Consider the following 21384-nt stretch of genomic DNA (forward strand, 5'->3'; position numbering starts at 1 on the left):
TTGCTACTCAAAAATCACATAATTCACTTTATCCACCCCCGTGTTGCCCGTTTGTTTATCATAGGCATACAAAATTAGCTCATAATTGCCAGGCTGGTCTATCAAATCGCTCCCTTCAAACAAATTGGTAGAAACCCATGACATTTTAACTTCTTTAAATGGCTTTCCGTCTTTTTTAAGAATGCCTTTTACTTCCATATCCTCTGAATTCCATACGCCACCTTTATCAATCACACAGCCACACATCATCACCACATTGGCCTGAAATTGAAAAGGCTTGTCTTTAATCTCTTTCAGCGAAATGTATTGATGAGTTCTGGGTTTTAAGATATCAATGATAAAGCCTGGGATTTCCAACACAATACCATCTCCCAAAATATGTTTCCCTGGAATAAGCCATAATTCGGTGCTTACTTTGGCTTGGGCCTGTTTTAAGTTGTAGGGCGAAACCACTTCTATACTCACAAACGTCGGTTCATCTATCTCTATTTTTGCCATAAAACCAGCAGTCTTCTCATCAGCAATGGAAGTTGCACGGGTTTTAGGATTTTTCATGATCAAATCGGTATTCCCAGTGCTTCCTGTTGTTTTTCCTTCGGCCAAAATCTGCTGGTTGGCTTTGTTCCTCACCACAACATAAGCTCCACCAAGCGAACTGCCAATAAACTTGGCGTCTCTGGCCTTGGCCCTAATCATTATTTTAGTTTCAATGGCCGAAACGGTCAAACTACAAAGCAGTATTGTGGCAAATAAAAATGTTCTCATGATTCTTTTGAGGTTAAGTAAGCTTGTTTAAATCGTTGATGAAATGAGGTGTTTTTTAAAGCAGTGTCAATATCATCTAAATATTGAAGGATGGTCAAATCCTTAGCCAGCAGCTCCAAAATGGCCTGCTCGCAACTGTGCCAAATCTGCTCTAAAGTTGGCAGTAGTTTAATGGCTTTGGGTGAAAGCGAAATCATTTGCTTCCGTTTATCTACTTCGTCTTTTTTGATCTTTACGTAATCCTTTTCGGCCATTTTTTTCACTAAGGCCACTATTGATGGATGCGCATAACCCAAGGCCTCGGCAATGGTGACCATGGAGATGGTTCCCCTTTTTTGGAGCAGCATAAATACGAGATACCAATTGGGTTCTACATCAATGCCCAACTCTTTGTAAAGTTTACGTACATCATGCGCCATGCGATCACTAATGCGCTTAAACCTGCTGTCTAGTGCTTTGTAGCCTAAATCTTTAATAAAATCAACGCTCATTTTAGAAATTATTTGACGACAAATATATACAAATAAAGCAAACTATATAGTTCACTTTATTTGTTTTAAAATACTAAGATATGTCCAGCATAGTGAAGCGTCGATTTAGCATTACCAAGTAGCATGCCGCTAGATTTCTCACCTGCGTTCGAAATGACGAGCATGCGCCTAACCCATCATTTCGACGACGGAAGGAGGAAATTTAACCCCTGTTATAATATTTTTGCTTTAACCAAGCGCTGACATTGACCAGCAAAATGAGTACTGGCACTTCAACCAGGGGGCCTATTACCCCTACAAATGCCTGCGGTGAGTGTATGCCAAATACGGCAATGGCTACCGCAATAGCCAATTCGAAATTATTTCCAGTGGCTGTAAATGATACAGCAGCATTTTTATCGTAAGGAACTTTTAAGGATTTATTGATGAAAAAACTTAATAGGAACATGAGCACAAAATACACCACCAACGGGATGGCCACTTTTATGACATCCATGGGCAGCTCCAGTATTTTATCTCCCTTTAAACTGAACATTAATACGATAGTGAACAATAGTGCATATAAGGTTAATGGAGATATGGCTGGCACAAATTTTCGATTGTACCATGCCATACCTTTTAATTTCACCAGTAAATACCTACTTATAAAGCCTGCTAAAAACGGAATACCTAAATAAATCAACACGCTTTCGGTAACGTCTTTTACCGATACTTCCACTTTAAAATTGGCCAAGCCCAATTTGCTTGGCAATACATTGATAAATAACCAGACTAAAAAACTGTATGTAAATACTTGGAAAATGCTATTTAAGGCAACCAATAATGCCGCATATTCTCTGTTGCCCTTTGCCAAATCGTTCCAAACCATTACCATAGCAATACACCTGGCTAATCCAATAAGGATCAGTCCAACCATATAATCGGGTTCATCCTTTAAAAAAAGAATTGCTAAAACAAACATCAATATTGGCCCAATTATCCAATTGAGCAGCAACGAGATGCTTATCACCTTTTTATCTTTGAAAGCCATTGGCAGAAGCGAATAATCTACTTTTGCCAATGGTGGATACATCATTAAAATGAGGCCCAGGGCCAACGGTATGTTGGTTGTCCCTATAGATAAAGCGTTGGTTAAATTAGAAACTTGGGGAAAGAAATATCCTAGACCAATTCCCAAGGCCATGGCCATAAATATCCATAACGTGAGATAACGATCTAAAAATTTTAGTTTAACCTGCATTACGTTATTGCTTAATTTGTGAAAAAACATAGCACATTTCTGTAGCTATTTCTAAACTTCTTTCCATGTACACTTGTGCCTGTTGTGGTGTATGGTCAGAAATCTTCGGATCTTGGTAAGTGATGGGGATCCGTTGATCAGCCCCTGCAATAAATGGGCAGCCACCATCTGCTTGCGAACAAGTCAATACCGCTACAAACGCCGTAGCTGGATTAAACGGATGGTCGTAATTTTTGGAAAAACCGATGATGGGCACAGCATTAGGACTATGTTTGACGGCGTATACGGGATTATTCCCGTCTGCAATTTTAAAAATGTTAAACCCTTGTACGGCCAATGTTTCTACCACCATGGGAAACAAAGCAGTTTCCTCTGTTCCGCCAGAGTAGCAATGTACATAAGGCACCTTAAAATAAGTAGCTGCTACCTGTGCCCAAATTTGCGCCAAATGACTCCTTCTGGAATTGTGCGTACAAATAAAATTGATATTGATGGATTTACCCTCATTTATCTTAAGTTGGATATGCTCTATCAGTGGCTGTAAAGCCAATTTACGATCTGCATTAATGGACTTATCTACCTCCAATTGTTGAATGGTATTTACTAAAGCTGGGTACATCGTATTCATTATTAACAACCTCCAGCATTTGGTGCACAACAAGCCGACTGGGTAACTTTTAAAGTTGGCAAGGGTATGCCGCAACCATCCTGCGCTAAGCAAGCAGTGGTTTTGTTCTTTAACACAAAGGTTTTGCCATTAAAATCCAAATCGTATTTGCCAATGGTGCTGCTTTGGTATTCTACTTCTATTTCTACGTCTTCTATGCCCAGTTTTTCTTCGGATAGTTGGATGATGTGCAACAACTTGCCTGGCTTTAAACGATGTTCGTAGTCATCGGCATTCCACAACTGGAAGTTTACCGTTTTTTCGTGACGGATCACCCCGCCACAATCAATAAAGTTTTTGCTGATTTGCCCTACTTCGGTCACGTGAAAATGCTCGGGAACAAACGTTCCATCTGCTAATTGAAATTCAACATTACTAAGTGTTGGAAGAATGGCTTTAATTTGTGATAGTTTCATATGCTTATATTTTAAGTATTACTGTTTAAACAACATCGTAATATTACGATGTTAAAAGTCAAAAAAAGGGCCTTTAACAGCATTGTTTTACTTTTACATCTTGGTTAAATAGTTCGTTAAACTTCATTTGAATTTGTTTCCAAACTTTTTCATCAATGCAATAGCAAACAGATTTACCCTCAACCGAACCTTGAATAATCCCAACATTTTTCAGTTCTTTTAGGTGTTGCGAAATGGTGGCCTGCGCCAATCCCAACTCCCCTACCAAATCATTACAAATGCATGCCTTTTGTTTAATGATATGTTGCAGGATGGCAATGCGAGCGGGATGCGCCAATACTTTAAACAGTAAGGCCAGTTCATTTTGCTCGTCGGTAAATATTTCTGCTTTGGTAAGTCCCATTTTCTTTACATCGCAATATTACGATAATAAATTCTAAAAAACCAAAAAGTTTTTTTGCCATTGGTCGAAAACCCTGTTACAACAATTTAAAAGCTAAACGATTTCATGTAACATCCAAATGGAGCAAGAGTAGTGGCCAGTATTCCCCAATGGCCCTTGCAGCTTTTTAAAACCTAATTTCTCGTACGCAACCACGGCGGCGCTCAGTTCGGGCATGGTTTCTAAATAAATTTTCTGATAGCCTTCTGATTTTGCCAACTCCATACATTTGAGCATGAGCTTTTTGCCGATCCCCTTGCCACGGCTTGCGGCCGACATGTACATTTTCACCAGCTCAACGGTATCGCTTGGCAAACCCTCGCTTGGATAAATGCCCGCACCGCCTAAAATCTCGCCAGCCTCTTCGGCCACAAAGTACCCCGCTTTTTCTATTTGAAAGCTCTCAAACAATCGGTCGGTACTTTCGTCAAAATAAGCGGTTCCTGGAATGTTTAATCCAAATTCTTCTAAACTCGATCGAAGGATCTTGGCCATGGCCACGTTGTCTGCTGCAGTAATGGGTCTGATATTCATAACTTATGTGGTACAAATATCGCAATAAACATAAGAAAAGGCGCATCGTTAAATGCACCTTTCCATCATCTATTTACTTAATTTATCACTATGGCTAAAGACCAAAAAATTCATATTGTAAAATGACACACGTGTCATCAGGTAACGACACACGTGTCATCGGGCAACGGCACGCGTGTCATTTGGTGTTCACACGCGTGCCATTTTTTAAAGCCAATCTGCCTTTTTAAAAGTTGCCGCTTTTAGGGCGTCAATAATCCTTTTTCCTGGGCGATAATTCACATAGGCTTCTTTAATAAAACTGCTGTTAAACTCGTCCTTCGTTGCGGCTCCATTACTACTCAGTCCTGGGTAAAAGCTACCCAATTTATCCATTCGAATTATTCTACCATTATTCAAATTTTCTTGGATCACATTTTCCAAGGCAATGATCACGCCTCGAATGTCGGCTTCAGAGAGCGCCGAAAATTTTTCAATTTGTTTCGCTAAATCGTCTACACTGAGCTCTCCGTCGGGTGCAACGTTAGCATACCACTTTTTGGTGCCCCCGCCTACTACGCCAGGTTGACCTTTTTCAATTAAGTTATACTTAATAGCCATTTTTAATAGGATTAATGTTTTTTGTCTTTCTAGAGGATGGAAGATGTTATAAAGCTCATCTTGCTTGCAATAGACGTATCGGCAGATAGTAGGGCAAACATGCAAAATTTTTCGATACATCGTATCTCTTCTTAGAAGATTTTTTTACTTTTTTTAGTGAAGATAAGGCTTTAAACATTTAAGTTTTAAGCACTTTAGGCTTTGGCTATTATCACCAATTACACTTTAAGGCAAGGAAAATATTTTACTATATTTATTTTATATCTAAATAAAATTATACCTAAAAAATTCTTCTATAACATTCAACCCATGAAAAAAATAATCTACAACAGGATCAAATCCGTATTAGCCGAAAATGGCAAAAGCATTAATGAATTAGCTATCTTTCTGAAGTTGAAAGATACAACCATTTCTAATTGGTGTGAAAATAAAAGTCAGCCTTCCCTTCAAAATCTTGATAAAATTGCCTTTTTTCTTCAGATTGATATCAGGGAATTATTAGTACAAACAAAGTGGGACTGATTGACCCTTTCTCGTGGTTGGTGTTATTGCTACACCACAATTTACCTATTAATAATGATTAGTGACAATACCAACCAGAGGTTAAAATTATTCTTCTGCCCTTTAAACCATAATTATTACACATTACAGTCACTTATCTTAAAGAAAACTGGAAATCAATAAATTATATTTATGTTTGTAGCCTAATAAAAAAATACAATGCAACAAGGAACAGTAAAATTTTTCAATGAGTCAAAAGGTTTTGGCTTCATTGTACCTTCTAATGGCGATGCCGAAATTTTTGTACACATCTCAGGTCTAGTTGATCAAATTCGTGAAAACGACACGGTTAACTATGAAGTTGAGCAAGGAAAAAAAGGTTTAAATGCCGTTAACGTAACTATCGCTTAAGACAATTCTTCTTATAGTTAGGAACATCCGCTTTTTTGCGGATGTTTTTTTTTGCCTTAGGTTTTTACTTTAGGTTTGTGTTGTCACCATACCACCATTGACCTATCAGCAATAATTACAACAATATAGAGAAGATAAGATTGGTAATAATCCCAAGCAAGTAATGACACCTAGGACATCGCTATTTGGCCATGAGGATAATTTCGCGTGTTTGCAACCTTTCAGAAAGCCATTTTCTTAACTTGGTAGTATCGGTTTTTGCTCCACTACCGTAAAGAAAAAGAAAACTTAGTTTTGCACTGTCGGTAGCTGGATACTTTTCTACCTTTCCCAAAGTAATGTCCCTTAATTCTGGAAACAAGATATTCATCTCCCTTACCAAACTAGGATCGTTAACCTTATACCGATCAAGTTCCTGTCTGAGGCTATTAATGGTCAGGTCTTTTTCAGAGATGGAAGTATTTCGCTTATTGACCTCATTGAGTATCTCCGACTTCAGGTCGGTATCATCCTGTCTAATTTGCAGCGAAGCATTTACGCCACGTTCATTAAGCAACTTGTTATAGTCTTTAATCTCTTTGCCGCTGAGCTTCCTGTTCAAGAAAGCTAATTCAATCGCTTTTGGACGGGCATGGTAGTTGATTTTTTTATAAATGACTGTGTAGCCGCGGCTGGTAAATTCGGTACCAATAAATTCTTCAACCGTTTTAATAAATTTCTTTTCGTTCCAAAGGGTATAAGCCAAATAACAGCTGGGAATAATCATCACCATAATGAGGCTAGTAATGCCATAACGTATACGCTTGCGGTATTTGTCATCTACTAACGCCGACGGATATTTTAGGTACTTTACCAGCAGAAAAGTAGCGATACAGATAAAGAAACAGTTGATGGTGTACAAGTAAAACGCACCAAAAAAATAGGTAAAATTAAAGGTGGCCAAACCATATCCTGCGGTACATAATGGTGGCATTAGTGCGGTGGCAATGGCCACTCCTGGAATGGGATTTCCTTTTTCTACCCGCGTGATGGCAATAACCCCTACCAGTCCGCCAAAAAAGGCGATCAGTACGTCGTAAATATTGGGAGAAGTTCTAGCCAAAAGTTCAGACTGTACATCTTTAAAGGGGCTGATGTAGAAATAAATACAGGAAACCACCAGACTAACCACCGTGGCAATCAATAGGTTTTTTATCGACTTTTTCAATAAACCAAAATCATAAGTACCTAGGGCGAAACCCGCACCCACAATGGGTCCCATTAACGGGGAAATTAACATTGCACCAATGATTACAGCGGTTGAGTTAACATTCAATCCTACCGAGGCAATTAGGATGGCACAGGCCAATATCCACAGATTGGAACCTCTAAAGGAAGTATTTGAAGTCACATTGTCTAATACCTTATTCTTGTCTTCTTCTCCACTGTGGAGGTCGATAAAATTAAATATCGGATTGCCCATAGTATTTATCTTTTTTTGGTAGATGGTCTTTTAAGTATGGCATAACCTGCTATGCCGCCAATGAGCGAAGCCGCAAAAATACCGATTTTGGCTTGGGTAATATGTTCCTGATGGCTAAAGGCCAACGAAGTAATAAACAGGGACATGGTAAAGCCAATGGCAGCCAACATGCCAAGTCCAATCAGGTTACGAATGTTCATACCTCTTGGAAATGGAGCTACGCCCAGTTTTACAAAAAGCAGGGTAAAACCTACCACGCCAATTACCTTGCCCAGCAGCAGCCCCATGGCCACGCCAATGGCTACATTGGAGCTGAACAGGCTATCGAGATCAATGGAAAGCGATACGCCAGCATTGGCCAATGCAAAAATTGGAATGATAAAAAAGCTAATCATGGGATGCATGGCATGCTCTAAACGTTGCAGTGGTGGAGTGGCCGCAATTGTAGTAGTGTTGATTTGCTCCAGTACATGAAGCTGCTCATTGGTGAGTGTAGGTGTATTTTCCGTTGGATCCAAATTGCGGAAACGATCGAGGTAACGCTGGATTTTTTCAATAAACGATTTTTCATTGATCCTAACATCTGCTGGAATGGTAAAGGCTGCCAGTACCGCCGCAATGGTTGCATGTACACCCGATAACAAAAAGGTAGTCCAAACACCACCGATGCCCAATACAGCATAAAAGAAGATACTCCTCACCCCCAACTTGTTGCCAATATACATGAGCACGAGTACCATTCCGCCAATGAACAAGTGTACTGTAGATATATCTGAGGTGTAAAAGAAAGCAATTACCAGTACCGCACCAAGGTCGTCTACAATGGCCAAGGCAGTAAGGAACACTTTTAGTGATAGCGGTATCCGATCACCTAAAAGGTACAGCACCCCCAAAGCAAAAGCAATATCGGTAGCCATAGGGATGCCCCATCCACTGTGGGCCTCTCCGCTAGGATTGAAAAGTAAGTAAATGGCTGCAGGTACAGCCATCCCGCCTAAGGCAGCAGCAATAGGCAGCATAGCCTTTCTTGGATTAGCAAGCTCTCCGCCAACAATTTCCCGTTTCAGTTCCAATCCCACCACAAAAAAGAAAATGGCCATCAGTCCGTCGTTAATCCAATGGTGCAAATTGAAATCAAAATACGATTTCCCATTCCATTGGAAACCAAAACTGTTCTCCAGAAAATGATGATAGCTATCTGCCCAGGCCGAATTGGCAAGGATGAGGGCCAAGACCACGCTGATACCCAATACGATGCCACCAGATTTCTCTTGGGCGATAAAACTTTGTATAGGTTTCGAAATTCTTTCGATGGGGCTTTGTTTGATGGTCTGCATGAATATTTAGTATGTTATAAAGTAAGACATTAAAAATAGGGAATATCAAAAGTAGCAAATTTAGACGTATTGTGGATTAGTTTATGCCAGCTTTAGGTCTTATAAAGCTTTATATTTAGCGTAAGTATTTGTGCAACTGTACTTGTACCTTTGCAGGAGTTAGAAGCGCTTATTCGGAGAGAATAGGTTCCCAAAAGTTTAACTTTCGGTCACTTTTTTACTCATCCTCGGTATTATCATCATATCAAGACTAACCTATCAGCAATGGTTGATGATAACATCAAACAAAAGTTAAATGTTTAAAGATATAAAAGCAGTTAAATTTTATCTTTAATTTAGCATACTATCCCTTTGTAAAACCATCATTTCAGCAGGTAGCTGAGATAAAAAACCTACAAATCACTCCACTAAACAAGAAAGCTCAGCACATGAAGTATCTCTTTTTTTTATTTTTTCTCTTCTCTATCCACGCCAAAGCACAAGATGTTGAAGTTTTACTGATCGGTGTTTCCCATGATTATAGTAAATATCCCACACAGGATTTTTCTAGCATCCATCAAAAAATCAAAAAGTTTAAGCCCGATGCCTTTTTTGGTGAGTTTTTGAGTAAGGAAGACGAGCGACTGGTAATGGATTATTGGTGTAAACAGCCCAATAATCATCGGCTAAAAATACTGAGAGGCAACAGAGCCATCAAAGAGGAATTACTACCGCATACGATTGACAGCTTAAAACAGCTATCCCTGCGGAAACCCAATGATTATTGGATAAAAGCAGCGCTGGCCCATGGCTATTACCTTGATCAGGATGTAGCCAATGGCCATTATCAATTTTGGCAAGTTTACCATTCCCTACAGCAACAACCCAATGCAGAGCTTGAAAGTTACGTGGACAAATTGCTTAGCCCTCGGTTAGATACCACTGGACGAAGCATGAGAAGGCTGAAAACTTCGGAATATGCCTATATCGCCTTCCCGATGATGAGGGAGTTAGGCATGAAGGAATTACTTCCTATGGATAACCAAGAATACGACTTGAATTGGCAAGCCTCGTGGACAGCATTCGACGCTGCTTTCACTTTGTTCAGAAAAGACCTCAACGATTCGCTTAAACAGCAGTTAAAATCAGCTTTAACCTCGATTAACAATGGCTACAAGCGATATGATCAAATCGAAATGTCTTCCAATAAAGTCACGGAATGGTTAAACACTGATGAAGCCTCTGGCATTTCGGCCTCGGGAGATTTCTACTTACCTGTGATGTATGACATGAAAGGCTTTCCTAAAGAAGAAATGCTGTCGAAAATACATTGGTGGATCATGAGAAATGAGGGCATGTGCCGTAATGTGGTAAACAGAGCGAAAAAGGCAGGCGCTAAAAGAGTAGTGGTTTTGGCGGGCGCCAATCACAGAAAATACATGCAAGACATTTTCAAGACCATGCCCCATGTCAAAGTGAAAAACATTAATGAGGTTAACTAAATGGCAACTACGCTGAAGGGATAAAAAGGTTAACATCAAAAGTGTAATGCGCTGTAAGCTGAACCACCAAATCCCTCCTTCTGGCGCAAGCATTGTCGGAGCAGTGCTTGTGCTTTAACTATTTCATCTAAATGCTTCTCGATCTAAGGATTTAACTGAGGATACACTATCTCTTAGCTTAACCCATATTTCTCAATGATGGGCTGGCTCTTTTCTGGATAGTAGGTCAATCCAAATCTTTTATCTAATTCGGCCACACGTTTTGCAATTCCAGGTTCTTCAAAAGATATTTTCCGTTCAATAACTTCAGGAATGATTTGATGATATATTTCCTCTAAATAATCTTCAAAATTTTGATTGAAATACATATCAATCAATCGTAAATTCTTATCGCCAGCATTCCATACCACATGAACAATTCCTCTAGGCCTTAAATGCCAGCTTCCAGCAGAAACCTCCACCACTTCATCGCCCATTAAAACCGAAGCAGTTCCTTCTAATACGTACATCAGTTCATCCAAGTGATCGTGCTTATGAGGAGCCCCAGCAATCTTTTTAGGTGCCAATACGGCCTCTACACAAGAAAACTGGGTATTGGTTTGAGCACTGCGAATTAATGTACGCATGTTGCTGCCCAAAGGCCCAACTTCAAGTACCGTTTTTGGAGGGATTAAAAAAGGCATTGGAGCTTTATTTGTTACAGTCTCAACCTCTTGTTTCTTTTCGGTATCACTGCAAGAAGTTAGAGGAAGAACACACAAGGCGGCTGCGAATAAACCTATTTTTTGCAAGGCCTCACGTCGGGATGTTTCATTTACCTGCATCATTTGCATTTTAGCGTTTGTTAATGAAATTATTCAGTATGATGTTTTTTTGTAGGCGAACGTTGTAAGAAATATATAGTATTAAAGATAAGGAATACCCAATAGCTTATGAAACAAAAAAGCCTCAACTTTCGTTGAGGCTTTGTCTGTGATCCCGCTGGGATAATAACTTAATAATCCAAACGGTACTAAATGAGCAAGTTATAAATAATAGTTAGTTGTCATTTCAAATTGGGCACTAAATTGGGCACCAGTTATTTCGAAACGATTTGACTAACTTTAAAGAACAATTTGTAACTCAAATATAAAAAAACACAGTCAAAATTGCAAGAAATACGAATTAGCGTATCTTCTCGAAAACATAGTTTTTGGAGATATGCTCAGATATTCCTTCAAATATTTCAGTTTATTTTTCAAGGATACTGTTAAGATATTTATCAAAGAGTTCCTGTTGCTCTGAGGCAGATTTTCCCTCGAAATTTTTAGCAATTTTTTCTTGCAAAGATGGATTTTTTGTTAAGGTCTTGAGCTTATCTTGTATTTTAGCTTTTGGTTTCAGTCCAGTAAGAATTGCAATTTCATCTTTTTGAGAAATAAATGGCTCATATAATTTGTTAAAACCTCTCCCTACAGCACCTTGAAACATAATTAATTCTGGATTGAGTTCTTCATCCGTACCATTTTTCAATGTGTGGGTAGTTGCAATTCCTGGATAAGGGTCTATATAGAAAATTTCCTTTATACCTAATTGGTAAGCCTTCTTTGAACATAATTCACAAGGGCTAGCTGTTGTAAACAATTTTCCTCCTTTTATGCCAACACCTCCAAATTTGGTAATTTGCATCATTGCATTTTCTTCAGCATGTAAAGAACGAGTATGCACCTGATTTTTCTCGCCCTCAAAAGCATTATGAAAGTCTCGGAAACAAAAATTGCATATTCTGCCGTCCAAATGAATAACATTGGCGTTTTGATACTCCTTTTCTGCTTTAAGTTTGAAACTTACGCCATCATCATAATTACTGCCTGATTTTTCAAATTTCGAAAACATAAATGAGTTCTCGCCATTGATTAGATGACCTAAATCTCTTAAGCCACAAGGGACTTGATTCTCTGGAACATCATTCCATCCTATGGCTTTTATGGAATATTGTTCATCAGTAACTACAGCACCGACTTGGCGAGATATGCAACCAGAATTTGATTTTGAATTGTAAGCAACCTGCATAAAGTGTTCGTTTATTGAAGGTGTAACTAGACCTGGCTTTTTGATTAGTGCGACTAGTTTAATTAATTGATCTTCAAATGAAACATATTTCTTCTCCGTTTCTTTTATCTCTCCCTCTATAAATATATGATAATCACACTTTTGTATGCAATGCTCGATATCTGGACTATAAAACTTGCCTGCCTTAAAATCATTTGTTTTAAATTCTTCATCATCTAAAAAGGTTAATGCAATATTATCTTCTGGATCATTATGACCATATTTACGATTGGCATCCTTTATGCTTTGTAAACGATCAGCCTCGGTTTTATTACTTGCTACCATGTAGAATGCCGAAAACTTCTCTTTGAAATACATTATTTCCAAAGAATTTTTCAACGAATCAATAACAAATCTAGTTGGTTTTTTAGTTTCTTTACGCCACGCTTTAACAATTCTGTTTATTGTATTTGCAATGGTATTGATGTGTTTCAGCTCAAGATTTAGTTCCTTTTTTTTAACAGTTCCATTTGCTCTCAAGTATAAAGCTATATCATGAGTAAATCTTGTGCGTTTAATCATGTTATAGCTATTTAATACTTGATAAAAATCATCACAAAACTTAATAAAAACGCCCTCAAAGTAAAGCTGATAAACCATTGACTTATTTTGGAGATTTTCTGACAAAGATTTTTCAAAATTAAATTTCGCCCTAAAGCCCATCAGATAATCTTGATTTGATCTCAAAAAAGATGTAAACTCATTATCAATAAAATTACTATCCTCTTTTTTGTCAAAGCGGTTTTTAGTTTGGGGATTTATACTTTTTCCATTCTGTGTCAGAGTATCGGTTATATCAAAAATCCAATCCTCTATTCTTTCCCCCTTAATACATTCAAATAAAAGATGTAGTAGTAAGATATTTTTGTAATTTATAACCTGAAATGGAACCCAATTTCCGTCGTAGGCTAAAAAATCAAATGATATTTTATGTTTTAGATCTTCAAGCGAACTCTTACTGTCTATTATTTTAGGTGTTTGTGATTTAATGAATTTCTCATCTTTTAGACTTCCTGCAATCTGACTGCATCCAGATCCTAACCTGCCGGTTAATCCAATGATTGTGAAATCATTTCTTAGTGAATAAAATTCTGTAAGTTTCATATTAAGTACGTTAAGTTTTCCCAATGCTACAAAATTTTATTGAAAAAAGGTCATTGCATAATTGTATGATGATTCACTAATTATTTTGAATTTTATCTTTAGTTTTTTAGAAATTATCTATTTTTTTTGACAAGGTTACTAGTGAGTTGTCCATAGTTAAGGCTTTCACTTGGCAGATTTGTCTGATAACTTAAAAGGATAATTATGGCAACTATAGAATTTATAACCAAAGAAGATTTAGATAAGTTCAAACAGGAGCTTTTCTCCGAACTGAGAAGACCTGGACAAAAACTGCACAAAAACAGTGAGCAAAAAGAATGGCTAAAAAGTTATGAAGTACGTAAGCTATTAAGCATCTCGCCAGGAACTTTACAAAGTCTTCGTGATTCGGGCACACTTAAATTTAGCAAAGTTGGCGGATTGATGTTTTACAAATATGATGATGTGGCAGCGCTCATTGACGGAAAAAAGAATAAATGAGGTTTGAACGTGTCTACAGATTGTTTTGTTCTATAGAACTGTAAGGAAACAACTATATATAGGCAATTGGCTAATTCCATTAAAGAATTTCTGTAGATTAGCGTGATGACTAATCAGGTACTTTTCGATATAAAAATACGGACTGAGACACGCCCAGCGTTTGGGAATGAAAATTCATTCGATTATTTTAACAATACTGCCCGAAATGATGTAGACCCGATAAGAGAAGTCATGGAAGGCTGGTATAGCATTTATCCAGATTCTGAAAAATTCGAAATTAGACAACGACTTAAATCTGATTTTCAGCCTGCGTTTTACGAATTGGGAATGCACGCTTATTTTAAAAATCTCGGCTTTGATTTAACTATTCATCCAAAGTTACTGACTACGACAAAGCACCCTGATTTTTTGGTCGTAAAAGACAGTGAGGACTTTTATGTGGAAATTAAAGAGATGAGGATGTTTTCAGATGCAGAACGTTTGCTTGCTAAGCAAAAAAATACTTTGCTTGACTCCCTTAACCGTATCGACAGCACTAATTTTTTGCTATCTATTCAAAAAATCATATTTAAGAATGGAAGTCAGCCTAGTGGTAAAAAAATTATTAGTCATTTTGATAAGATTATAAGCACTATCGAACCAGATCCTTTTAGGATACTCATGGAAAATGGAGGCTATGGTGGTATGCCACATCTTAATTATGAGGACGAAAGTGTCTATATCGATCTCAAACTAATACCTAAGGCAACACATCTTCGTGGAAATACAGGCAGAGCAATTGGTAGTTATGGAGCATATTCAAAGATTGGAGGAGATGAAGCAGCTATAAGAGATGCTTTATTGCAAAAAGCAAAACGTTACGGTGAATTGGATAAGCCATTTTTGATCTGTCTTAATTACCCAAGTTCTTTTCTTGATGAAGATGATGTCAAAGTTGCGTTGTTTGGATTGAATAACCAGATTTATGAAAATGGTTTCGATGGTTTTTTCGGCACTGAAGAAAACCCAAAAAACACGCGTGTTTCCGCCGTTTTAATTACTGGTTTTACCGTGTCAGGGCTTTCAAATGGTAAAATCTACTATTATAAAAATCCATTTGCAAAAAGAGCAATTACTTTTTTGCCATCATTTGATCTTATCACGAGCTTAGGATTGAGTGATAGCTATGTCGAGAAATTTGGCATCTAAAGCTGATGTTATGTTATCGTCAACTTAGATATACGACCGTAAGCTATTTTCAACAAATCTTTGGTTTAGGGTGTCTTTGCAGTTTAAGGATTAATCTTTGGAACTTCAATTTCACTATCTTCTAAATAAATAGGCATAACCAAATATTTGGATAAATTCCAACTAATCCTCTTTTGTAGGTCTTCAAAGTGCTCGGCTTTAATGCTGTTAACTCTATTTTCCTTCAATAAGCGAAAAGGATTGCTTTTATCTTCTGCACTTTCGTGAAAGACAAACAGACAATATTCGCCAGAGAGAGGAAGGTAAATCTCAGCTTCAATCGGTATGAGTGCTTCGAAATTATTCTTCCTGTCAATCACTACTGGATTATCGGTTGTCATCCATTGAATATCACCCGGCTTTTCGATTACCAAGAATTTAAAATACCCAAATACTTCGGCCAAATACGCAGTAATTGTTCCAAGGATGGTATTTAGTTGCAAATCTATAGGGACAATTTTTAGGGTTTCCTCCAAAATATCTTTGTTCTCATTAAACATACAGATTTCATCAACAAATCTTTTACAAGCTTCCTCATCCCTTAAAATCATTTGAATGAAATTAGTAAAAGGTATTGATCTAGTTAGCAAACTAGCCAAGAAATGACATAGTACGTCAACGTTTTTCCAAGTAAGCTGTTTTTGGTTTTGTAGGTTGGAGATTATGGTCAAATAAAAATTTTCTACCTTGCCGCATTGTGTTTCAAAATTACGTCTGAATTCAATATCGCCATATGGTGCATCAAAAATGTTAAAATCTGCGGTAAACTCGGATATTCGCAAATTTTCCGTCATTTTATTTCCAAGCCGATATACTGATACTTTCCATTCCCCATCAACGATATGTCCAAATTGTTTTAGATATACTTGGGAAACTCGATGCTGATTCTGATATTCTGGATGCATACTTATCGGTTCGAATGGGTTAAAAAACTGATTTCACTTTATGAGTTGCATAAATTCATTAGCATATTTTTCTGCCAAATCCCTGCTGTTTTCAACACTAACAGTTTCTTTATTCCACTTTGCTTTAACAGTCCAATTATATGATCCATGTACAACAGTCCTGAAATCTACAATACAAAATTTGTGATGCATTATATTTTCATATTGTCCAGTTTTTTGAACCCTTTTTGTCTCGAAAAATTTTTCGTATGGAAAGCCGTACTTGCTATTTATATCGTCGTCAAGAATAACTAGCCTTACATTTACACCTTCTCTAGCCTTTGAAACCAGTTCCTTCATCAATTCCCTGTCGGTAAACCAAGCCACTGCTATCCATATCGTAAATTTAGCTGATCGAATTTGTTCGATGATTTGGGTCTGTATATCCTCAAAGTGTACTTCTACCTCTATGGCGTCTGGAAAGTCGGCCCCGATGACCTTATATCTTCCATCGGTATCTTCTAAACGGTAGCCATCCTGGAGTATTAATGGATTAAAATTCTCAACTGCTTGTTTTAAATCTTTTTTTCCATCCATGGCAAAATGTCTAGGGTCGAACACTAGTTCGGCTAATAAGACCATTTGCTTAGTACCGTTTATTTCATAGAGTTTTTCTCTTACATATGCATTTCTGCTAAGGCTGTTAGGCATACCGCCATCGCCCCATTTATATACATCTTTGTATCCGATATGATTGAACAGTTTTAGAATATTTGTTCCGCTCAAGTATGGTGTGTAGCCATTGTCTCCTGAAACGAATTCAATGATGCTTTCGATAGTTAAATCTGAGAGTTTCACTTGCTTAATTTATTGGTGGTTATACAAAGTTAACCAATCTGTTGATCAGTAAGGAATATCGTGCATTATTTGGTGAGGTTACAGACACCTTGTCAAACACTTCCAAAAACACAGCTCATTTTTGCTTCCGATAACTATGTAAAAATCCAAGTTCAGCACGACTGTTCTATGGGCCAAGTGCAAACACCCGAGTGTTTGGCAAGATGTATTTTTGTCCACAGGACAAAAACATCTTGCCGCCCTTACGGTCGGAGCAGGCACTCGGAACTCGTGCCTGCCTGAACTTCTTCAGATGTACCTATATGAGCATAAAAGCAGCCAATAAGGATAGCAACAAACTGATCCATCCCATTAGGACAAGGGTAAATAAAGAGACCTACCAAAAATTGGAAAGCCTACTTGAAAACAGCACCTGCCAAAGCATCGGTGAACTTGCCCGAAAGCTCATCACAAGGGAAAAGATCAACTGCACGTACAAGGACATAACGATGAACGCCCCAATGGAATCGCTATCTGCGAGAAGAGAAGAACTCTGGCGCATCGGTCTCAACATCAACCAGGTGACACGCCTGGTTAGTCTCGCTTATATTGAAATATCGCTTTTTAACGATTTGGAGGCTGTTTAAATAAATATGGCCTTCGTTGAAAGGCTATCTGTGATCCCACGGGGATTGGTTCAGTCCCGCATTTCCCAAACTCGACCTTGAGCCTTTTCCAAATCGAACCCAGCCAACCCTTCTGTTCGAATCCCGCTTAAACGACAAAAGCCTCAACTTTCGTTGAGGCTTTGTCTGTGATCCCGCTGGGATTCGAACCCAGGACCACTACATTAAAAGTGTAATGCTCTACCAGCTGAGCTACGGAATCTTCCTTCGTTCTAAGGAGGTGCAAATATAGAAATATTAATTAATGCTTCAAATAAAATATTAAAAAAGTATTAAATATTTTTTGGGGCCAAGAAACAGTCGAAAAACCAAATGGGATATTGGGTTTAAACGAGGCATTTTTCCATAGAAAAAAGACAAAAAAATGAGGTCAAAAAAAAAAGGGCCAAGAAACTAGTTCCTGACCCTACATCTACCTATGAAAAACATACCCCCGAAAGGGTAAGCCCAAATGTAAAAACATTTTTTTGAATTCTATAATATTTCTCAAAAAAAATTAAATAATATTTCAATTGACACATGTTTGTTACAATAACCGTGTTTATAGCCTGTTTAATCCTAAAACAGGTACTTTGTGCTGAGGAAATTAGAGCTATGCCCGTCGATAATTTCGTTCAAAAGTTGTTTATTATTATCATTTAATTTGGTAGCCACTAGCGAACGGATAGAGAAAGCTCTCAGTGCATCCACCACCGAAAGTGTTCCTTCGGCACTGTCTTTTCTCCCCGTAAACGGAAACACATCTGGTCCTCGCTGACATTGGCAATTGATGTTTACCCTACTCACTTGGTTTACGATTGGATCAATTAAAGCGGCTACCTCTTCATTGGCATTACTGAAAATACTCACCTGCTGTCCGTGGGTAGATTCAATCAGGTAATTAATCGGCTCTTCAATGTCATCAAAAGTCACTACTGGAATGACAGGACCAAATTGTTCCTCGGTGTAAAGCTTCATTTCTTTGGTGACTGGATAAACCACCGCAGGATATACGAAGGACTCTTTCGTTTGTCCCCCATTTTCATTAATCACCTGGGCTCCCTTAGTTACCGCATCATCAATCAACTCCTGCAAATAAGCTGGCTTTTGCGGTTCGGGCAGTGGCGTTAGCGACACGCCATCTTGCCAAGGCATACCGAATTTAAGTTTGGCAATCTCGGCCGACAGCTCTTTCACAAACTGATCGACATGCTTTTTATGTACAAAAATGATTTTTAAAGCGGTACAGCGCTGACCATTAAAGGACAAAGCACCCAATACCGTTTCTTTTACTGCCAGGTTTAAATCGGCATTGGCTGTAATGATGGCCGCATTTTTGGCATCTAAACCTAAAATAGCACGTAAGCGGTTTACTTTAGGGTGCATCTTTTTAAGTTCGTTGGCCACTTTGCTGGAGCCAATAAGCGTCAGCACATTAATTTTACCCGACTCCATTAAACCAGGAATGATTTTATTGCCCCTACCATAAATGGTGTTCACCACACCTTTAGGAAAATTGTCCCTAAACGCTTTTAACAAAGGGTAAAACAACAAGGTACCGTGTTTAGGTGGTTTAAATAAAATGGTATTCCCCATAATTAAAGCAGGGATTAATGTAGTGAAGGTTTCATTTAAAGGATAATTAAATGGTCCCATGCAAAGCACTACGCCCAAAGGTGAACGACGGATTTGCGCCACAATGCCTTGTTCAATGGTAAACCCTGCCGATTTACGGTCAATGTCTTTTAAAGCATCAATGGTCGCGTTGATATATTCGATGGTTCTGTCGAATTCTTTTACCGAGTCGCCATAAGTCTTCCCTATTTCCCACATGATCAGTTTCACCACTTCCTGCTTCTTCTCCATAATATCACGGGTGAACTTCTCTACGCATTCAATGCGTTGTGCTACGCTCATGGTAGGCCACTCGCCTCTTCCGTTATTATAGGCATGAACGGCTGCATCTAAAGCGATTTGCGCCTCTTTCTCGCCACAAAGTGGATAAGTACCGATCAGCTTTCGTTCCAAGCCTTTTGCGGTTTTGATACAAATTGGAGACAGTACGGTGTGTACATCTCCCGACCAAGTCAACATATCTCCGTTAGAGAGATAGCTACGTTGGTCTAAAGGTCCTTCGAGTGCATACTCGGCAGGAACATCTGCTTCGGCGGGAAACAGATTTTCTAGGTTTAGGGACATGGTTGTTTTATTTTTACTTAGTTTATAGATTTACTAGATTTTATACTTAATAATATATCCCCTCGTGTTTAAGGAGAGGATATATTGATTTAAAGTTGAATGATTTTCATTTTAGGCACTAGGGATTTCATCACTACCCAAGCAATTAAATAAGCAACTGCACAAAAAGAGAAGATGATAAAATAACCTGCTTCTATCCCTTGAAAACCCATGAATTTCATTTGCGTTTGTTCGGCATGATCAAATAGCCAGCCTGAAAATTTATTGATGAAGGTTGAACCTACACCGCCAGCCAAACCACCAATACCAGTTACGGTAGCAATGGCTTTTTTAGGGAAGCTGTCGCCAATGGTAGAGAAGATATTAGCCGACCATGACTGATGGGCAGCACCAGCAATTCCAATTAACACTACTGGAACCCAGTAAGAAATATATCCCAATGGTTGTGTTAACAGCGCCAAAAGTGGAAAGAAAGCAAAAATCAACATGGCTTTCATTCTACCTTCGTATGGGTTCATCTTTTTCTTGTCAACAAAATAGCTAGGCAACCAACCACCAAAGATCGATAACAAGGTGATGGCGTACAAAACGAAAATGGCCAACTGCCCTTCGGTATCTGATGATTTGATGTGATAAACTTCTGATAAGTACGCTGGCATCCAAAATAGATAAAACCACCATACACCATCGGTCATGAATTTACCAAACACAAATGCCCAAGTCTGTTTGTAGCTGAAACATTTAGCAAAAGATACTTTTTGATTGTCTGTAGGCAAAGCCTCAACTTGCACCTGTAATTCTTCATCCTGATTGATATAAGCAAGCTCCTGGGCATTAACTTTGGTATTGGTCTCAGGCTTCTTGTATAAAAATACCCAAAATCCCATCCACACAAAACCTAATGCGCCAATAATGATGAAAGACATTTCCCAACCATAATATTTGGCAATTACAGGAATGGTAAGGGGTGCGCAAAGGGCTCCAATGGTTGCGCCTGCATTAAAAATACTGGTGGCCAAAGCCCTATCTTTCTTCGGGAAATACTCTGCCGTAGCTTTAATGGCGGCTGGAAAGTTACCCGCCTCTCCTACTGCCAGTACAAAACGGGCGAAGATGAATAGGGTTACACTTACGTTGATGATTAAACCTACATCGTTAACGGTTTCGATGGCGTGCTTGGCACCTTCAAACCCTACAAACCAATTACCAGTAATGATTCCCGAAGTGGCAATACCGCAAAAAGCGTGTAAAACCGCTCCTATTGACCAGATACCAATGGCCCAAAGAAAACCTTTTTTGGTATCCATCCAATCGACAAACCTACCTGCCAACAACATACTTATGGCATAAAATATGGAAAACAAGGCGGTAATATTTCCGTAGTCGTTGTTAGTCCAATGGAATTCGGGACTAATAAAGTCCTTCCATGTTAATGATAATACCTGTCTATCGAGGTAATTGATGGTTGTTGCAAAAAACAACAGCGCACAAATGGTCCATCGGTAGCTACTTGGTTTAATTTGGTTCATTTTGGTTATTTGGTTAATTGT

Annotated in this window: 22 protein-coding genes and 1 tRNA gene; 6 read left to right on the plus strand and 17 right to left on the minus strand. The window is 38.4% G+C overall.

The genetic code is table 11. From position 1 onward, the window contains the following. Positions 1–3: 3 nt before the first annotated feature. From DUT70_RS05235 to DUT70_RS05270, 8 genes are all read right to left on the minus strand, one after another. Entirely contained in the window at positions 4–765 is a 762-nt protein-coding gene (locus DUT70_RS05235; protein WP_113646208.1) for a hypothetical protein, read from the minus strand. Beyond that, positions 762–1256 carry a MarR family winged helix-turn-helix transcriptional regulator gene (locus tag DUT70_RS05240; protein ID WP_113646209.1) on the minus strand — a complete coding sequence of 165 codons (495 nt, stop codon included), beginning with the start codon at positions 1254–1256 and terminating at the stop codon, positions 762–764. The genes DUT70_RS05235 and DUT70_RS05240 overlap by 4 nt, the downstream gene beginning before the upstream one ends. A 202-nt stretch (positions 1257–1458) precedes the next feature. Then, positions 1459–2496, minus strand: a complete 1038-nt coding sequence (gene arsB, locus DUT70_RS05245; RefSeq protein WP_113646580.1) for an ACR3 family arsenite efflux transporter — start codon at positions 2494–2496, stop codon at positions 1459–1461. Between the two features lie 4 nt (positions 2497–2500). Continuing rightward, complete coding sequence (locus DUT70_RS05250) at positions 2501–3115, minus strand: low molecular weight phosphatase family protein (RefSeq protein ID WP_113646581.1); 615 nt, start codon at positions 3113–3115, stop codon at positions 2501–2503. A gap of 11 nt (positions 3116–3126) precedes the next feature. Continuing rightward, entirely contained in the window at positions 3127–3579 is a 453-nt protein-coding gene (locus DUT70_RS05255; RefSeq protein WP_113646210.1) for a DUF6428 family protein, read from the minus strand. Between the two features lie 73 nt (positions 3580–3652). Beyond that, entirely contained in the window at positions 3653–3982 is a 330-nt protein-coding gene (locus DUT70_RS05260; protein ID WP_113646211.1) for an ArsR/SmtB family transcription factor, read from the minus strand. A gap of 93 nt (positions 3983–4075) precedes the next feature. Continuing rightward, positions 4076–4555 (minus strand): GNAT family N-acetyltransferase, encoded by a 480-nt coding sequence (locus tag DUT70_RS05265; RefSeq protein ID WP_113646212.1) that lies wholly within the window; start codon positions 4553–4555, stop codon positions 4076–4078. A 207-nt stretch (positions 4556–4762) separates the two neighbouring features. Next, a complete protein-coding gene (locus DUT70_RS05270; RefSeq protein ID WP_113646213.1) occupies positions 4763–5155 on the minus strand; it encodes an HU family DNA-binding protein in 393 nt (130 codons plus the stop codon). A gap of 309 nt (positions 5156–5464) precedes the next feature. Here DUT70_RS05270 and DUT70_RS05275 point away from each other — a divergent pair, with 309 nt between their 5' ends. Both DUT70_RS05275 and DUT70_RS05280 read left to right on the plus strand, forming a co-directional pair. After that, a complete protein-coding gene (locus DUT70_RS05275; protein WP_113646582.1) occupies positions 5465–5677 on the plus strand; it encodes a helix-turn-helix transcriptional regulator in 213 nt (70 codons plus the stop codon). A 198-nt stretch (positions 5678–5875) separates the two neighbouring features. Continuing rightward, positions 5876–6067: a cold-shock protein gene (locus tag DUT70_RS05280; protein ID WP_113646214.1), complete on the plus strand. Its 192-nt coding sequence runs from the start codon at positions 5876–5878 to the stop codon at positions 6065–6067. 181 nt (positions 6068–6248) lie between these two features. On the opposite strand, the gene DUT70_RS05285 is transcribed toward DUT70_RS05280, so the two are convergent. Beyond that, positions 6249–7529 carry a DUF389 domain-containing protein gene (locus tag DUT70_RS05285; protein WP_113646215.1) on the minus strand — a complete coding sequence of 427 codons (1281 nt, stop codon included), beginning with the start codon at positions 7527–7529 and terminating at the stop codon, positions 6249–6251. Between the two features lie 5 nt (positions 7530–7534). After that, the gene (nhaA, locus tag DUT70_RS05290) at positions 7535–8866 is read right to left on the minus strand and encodes a Na+/H+ antiporter NhaA (protein WP_113646216.1); all 1332 of its coding nucleotides are present in this window, start codon (positions 8864–8866) and stop codon (positions 7535–7537) included. Between the two features lie 428 nt (positions 8867–9294). Between nhaA and DUT70_RS05295 the strand changes: the two genes are divergently transcribed. After that, on the plus strand, positions 9295–10347 hold the full coding sequence (locus tag DUT70_RS05295; RefSeq protein ID WP_113646217.1) for a DUF5694 domain-containing protein: 1053 nt from the start codon (positions 9295–9297) through the stop codon (positions 10345–10347). Positions 10348–10520: 173 nt separating this feature from the next. Here DUT70_RS05295 and DUT70_RS05300 read toward each other — a convergent pair whose 3' ends face one another. After that, on the minus strand, positions 10521–11030 hold the full coding sequence (locus DUT70_RS05300) for a cupin domain-containing protein (RefSeq protein ID WP_240432028.1): 510 nt from the start codon (positions 11028–11030) through the stop codon (positions 10521–10523). 547 nt (positions 11031–11577) lie between these two features. Beyond that, a complete protein-coding gene (locus tag DUT70_RS05305) occupies positions 11578–13542 on the minus strand; it encodes a cytidine/deoxycytidylate deaminase family protein (RefSeq protein WP_113646218.1) in 1965 nt (654 codons plus the stop codon). Between the two features lie 204 nt (positions 13543–13746). Here DUT70_RS05305 and DUT70_RS05310 point away from each other — a divergent pair, with 204 nt between their 5' ends. Further along, positions 13747–14022 carry a helix-turn-helix domain-containing protein gene (locus DUT70_RS05310; protein WP_113646219.1) on the plus strand — a complete coding sequence of 92 codons (276 nt, stop codon included), beginning with the start codon at positions 13747–13749 and terminating at the stop codon, positions 14020–14022. Between the two features lie 105 nt (positions 14023–14127). Continuing rightward, on the plus strand, positions 14128–15210 hold the full coding sequence (locus tag DUT70_RS05315) for a hypothetical protein (protein ID WP_113646220.1): 1083 nt from the start codon (positions 14128–14130) through the stop codon (positions 15208–15210). 83 nt (positions 15211–15293) lie between these two features. Here the strand turns inward: DUT70_RS05315 and DUT70_RS05320 are convergent, their stop codons facing one another. After that, positions 15294–16154, minus strand: a complete 861-nt coding sequence (locus tag DUT70_RS05320; protein ID WP_113646221.1) for a DUF4238 domain-containing protein — start codon at positions 16152–16154, stop codon at positions 15294–15296. 33 nt (positions 16155–16187) lie between these two features. Continuing rightward, positions 16188–16991, minus strand: a complete 804-nt coding sequence (locus tag DUT70_RS05325) for a phospholipase D-like domain-containing protein (RefSeq protein WP_113646222.1) — start codon at positions 16989–16991, stop codon at positions 16188–16190. 302 nt (positions 16992–17293) lie between these two features. On the opposite strand from DUT70_RS05325, the gene DUT70_RS05330 reads away from it, so the two are divergent. Then, positions 17294–17617 (plus strand): hypothetical protein, encoded by a 324-nt coding sequence (locus DUT70_RS05330; protein WP_128353300.1) that lies wholly within the window; start codon positions 17294–17296, stop codon positions 17615–17617. A 168-nt stretch (positions 17618–17785) separates the two neighbouring features. Here the strand turns inward: DUT70_RS05330 and DUT70_RS05335 are convergent. The 3 genes from DUT70_RS05335 to DUT70_RS05345 all read right to left on the minus strand — a co-directional run bounded on the left by DUT70_RS05335 (position 17786) and on the right by DUT70_RS05345 (position 21363). Further along, a tRNA-Lys gene (locus tag DUT70_RS05335) sits at positions 17786–17858 on the minus strand. A gap of 356 nt (positions 17859–18214) precedes the next feature. Next, complete coding sequence (locus tag DUT70_RS05340; RefSeq protein WP_113646224.1) at positions 18215–19834, minus strand: NADP-dependent glyceraldehyde-3-phosphate dehydrogenase; 1620 nt, start codon at positions 19832–19834, stop codon at positions 18215–18217. 89 nt (positions 19835–19923) lie between these two features. Further along, positions 19924–21363 (minus strand): MFS transporter, encoded by a 1440-nt coding sequence (locus tag DUT70_RS05345; RefSeq protein ID WP_113646225.1) that lies wholly within the window; start codon positions 21361–21363, stop codon positions 19924–19926. Positions 21364–21384 lie beyond the last annotated feature (21 nt).

Source organism: Pedobacter chitinilyticus (genome assembly GCF_003313385.1).
GTDB classification, from domain to species: domain Bacteria; phylum Bacteroidota; class Bacteroidia; order Sphingobacteriales; family Sphingobacteriaceae; genus Pedobacter; species Pedobacter chitinilyticus.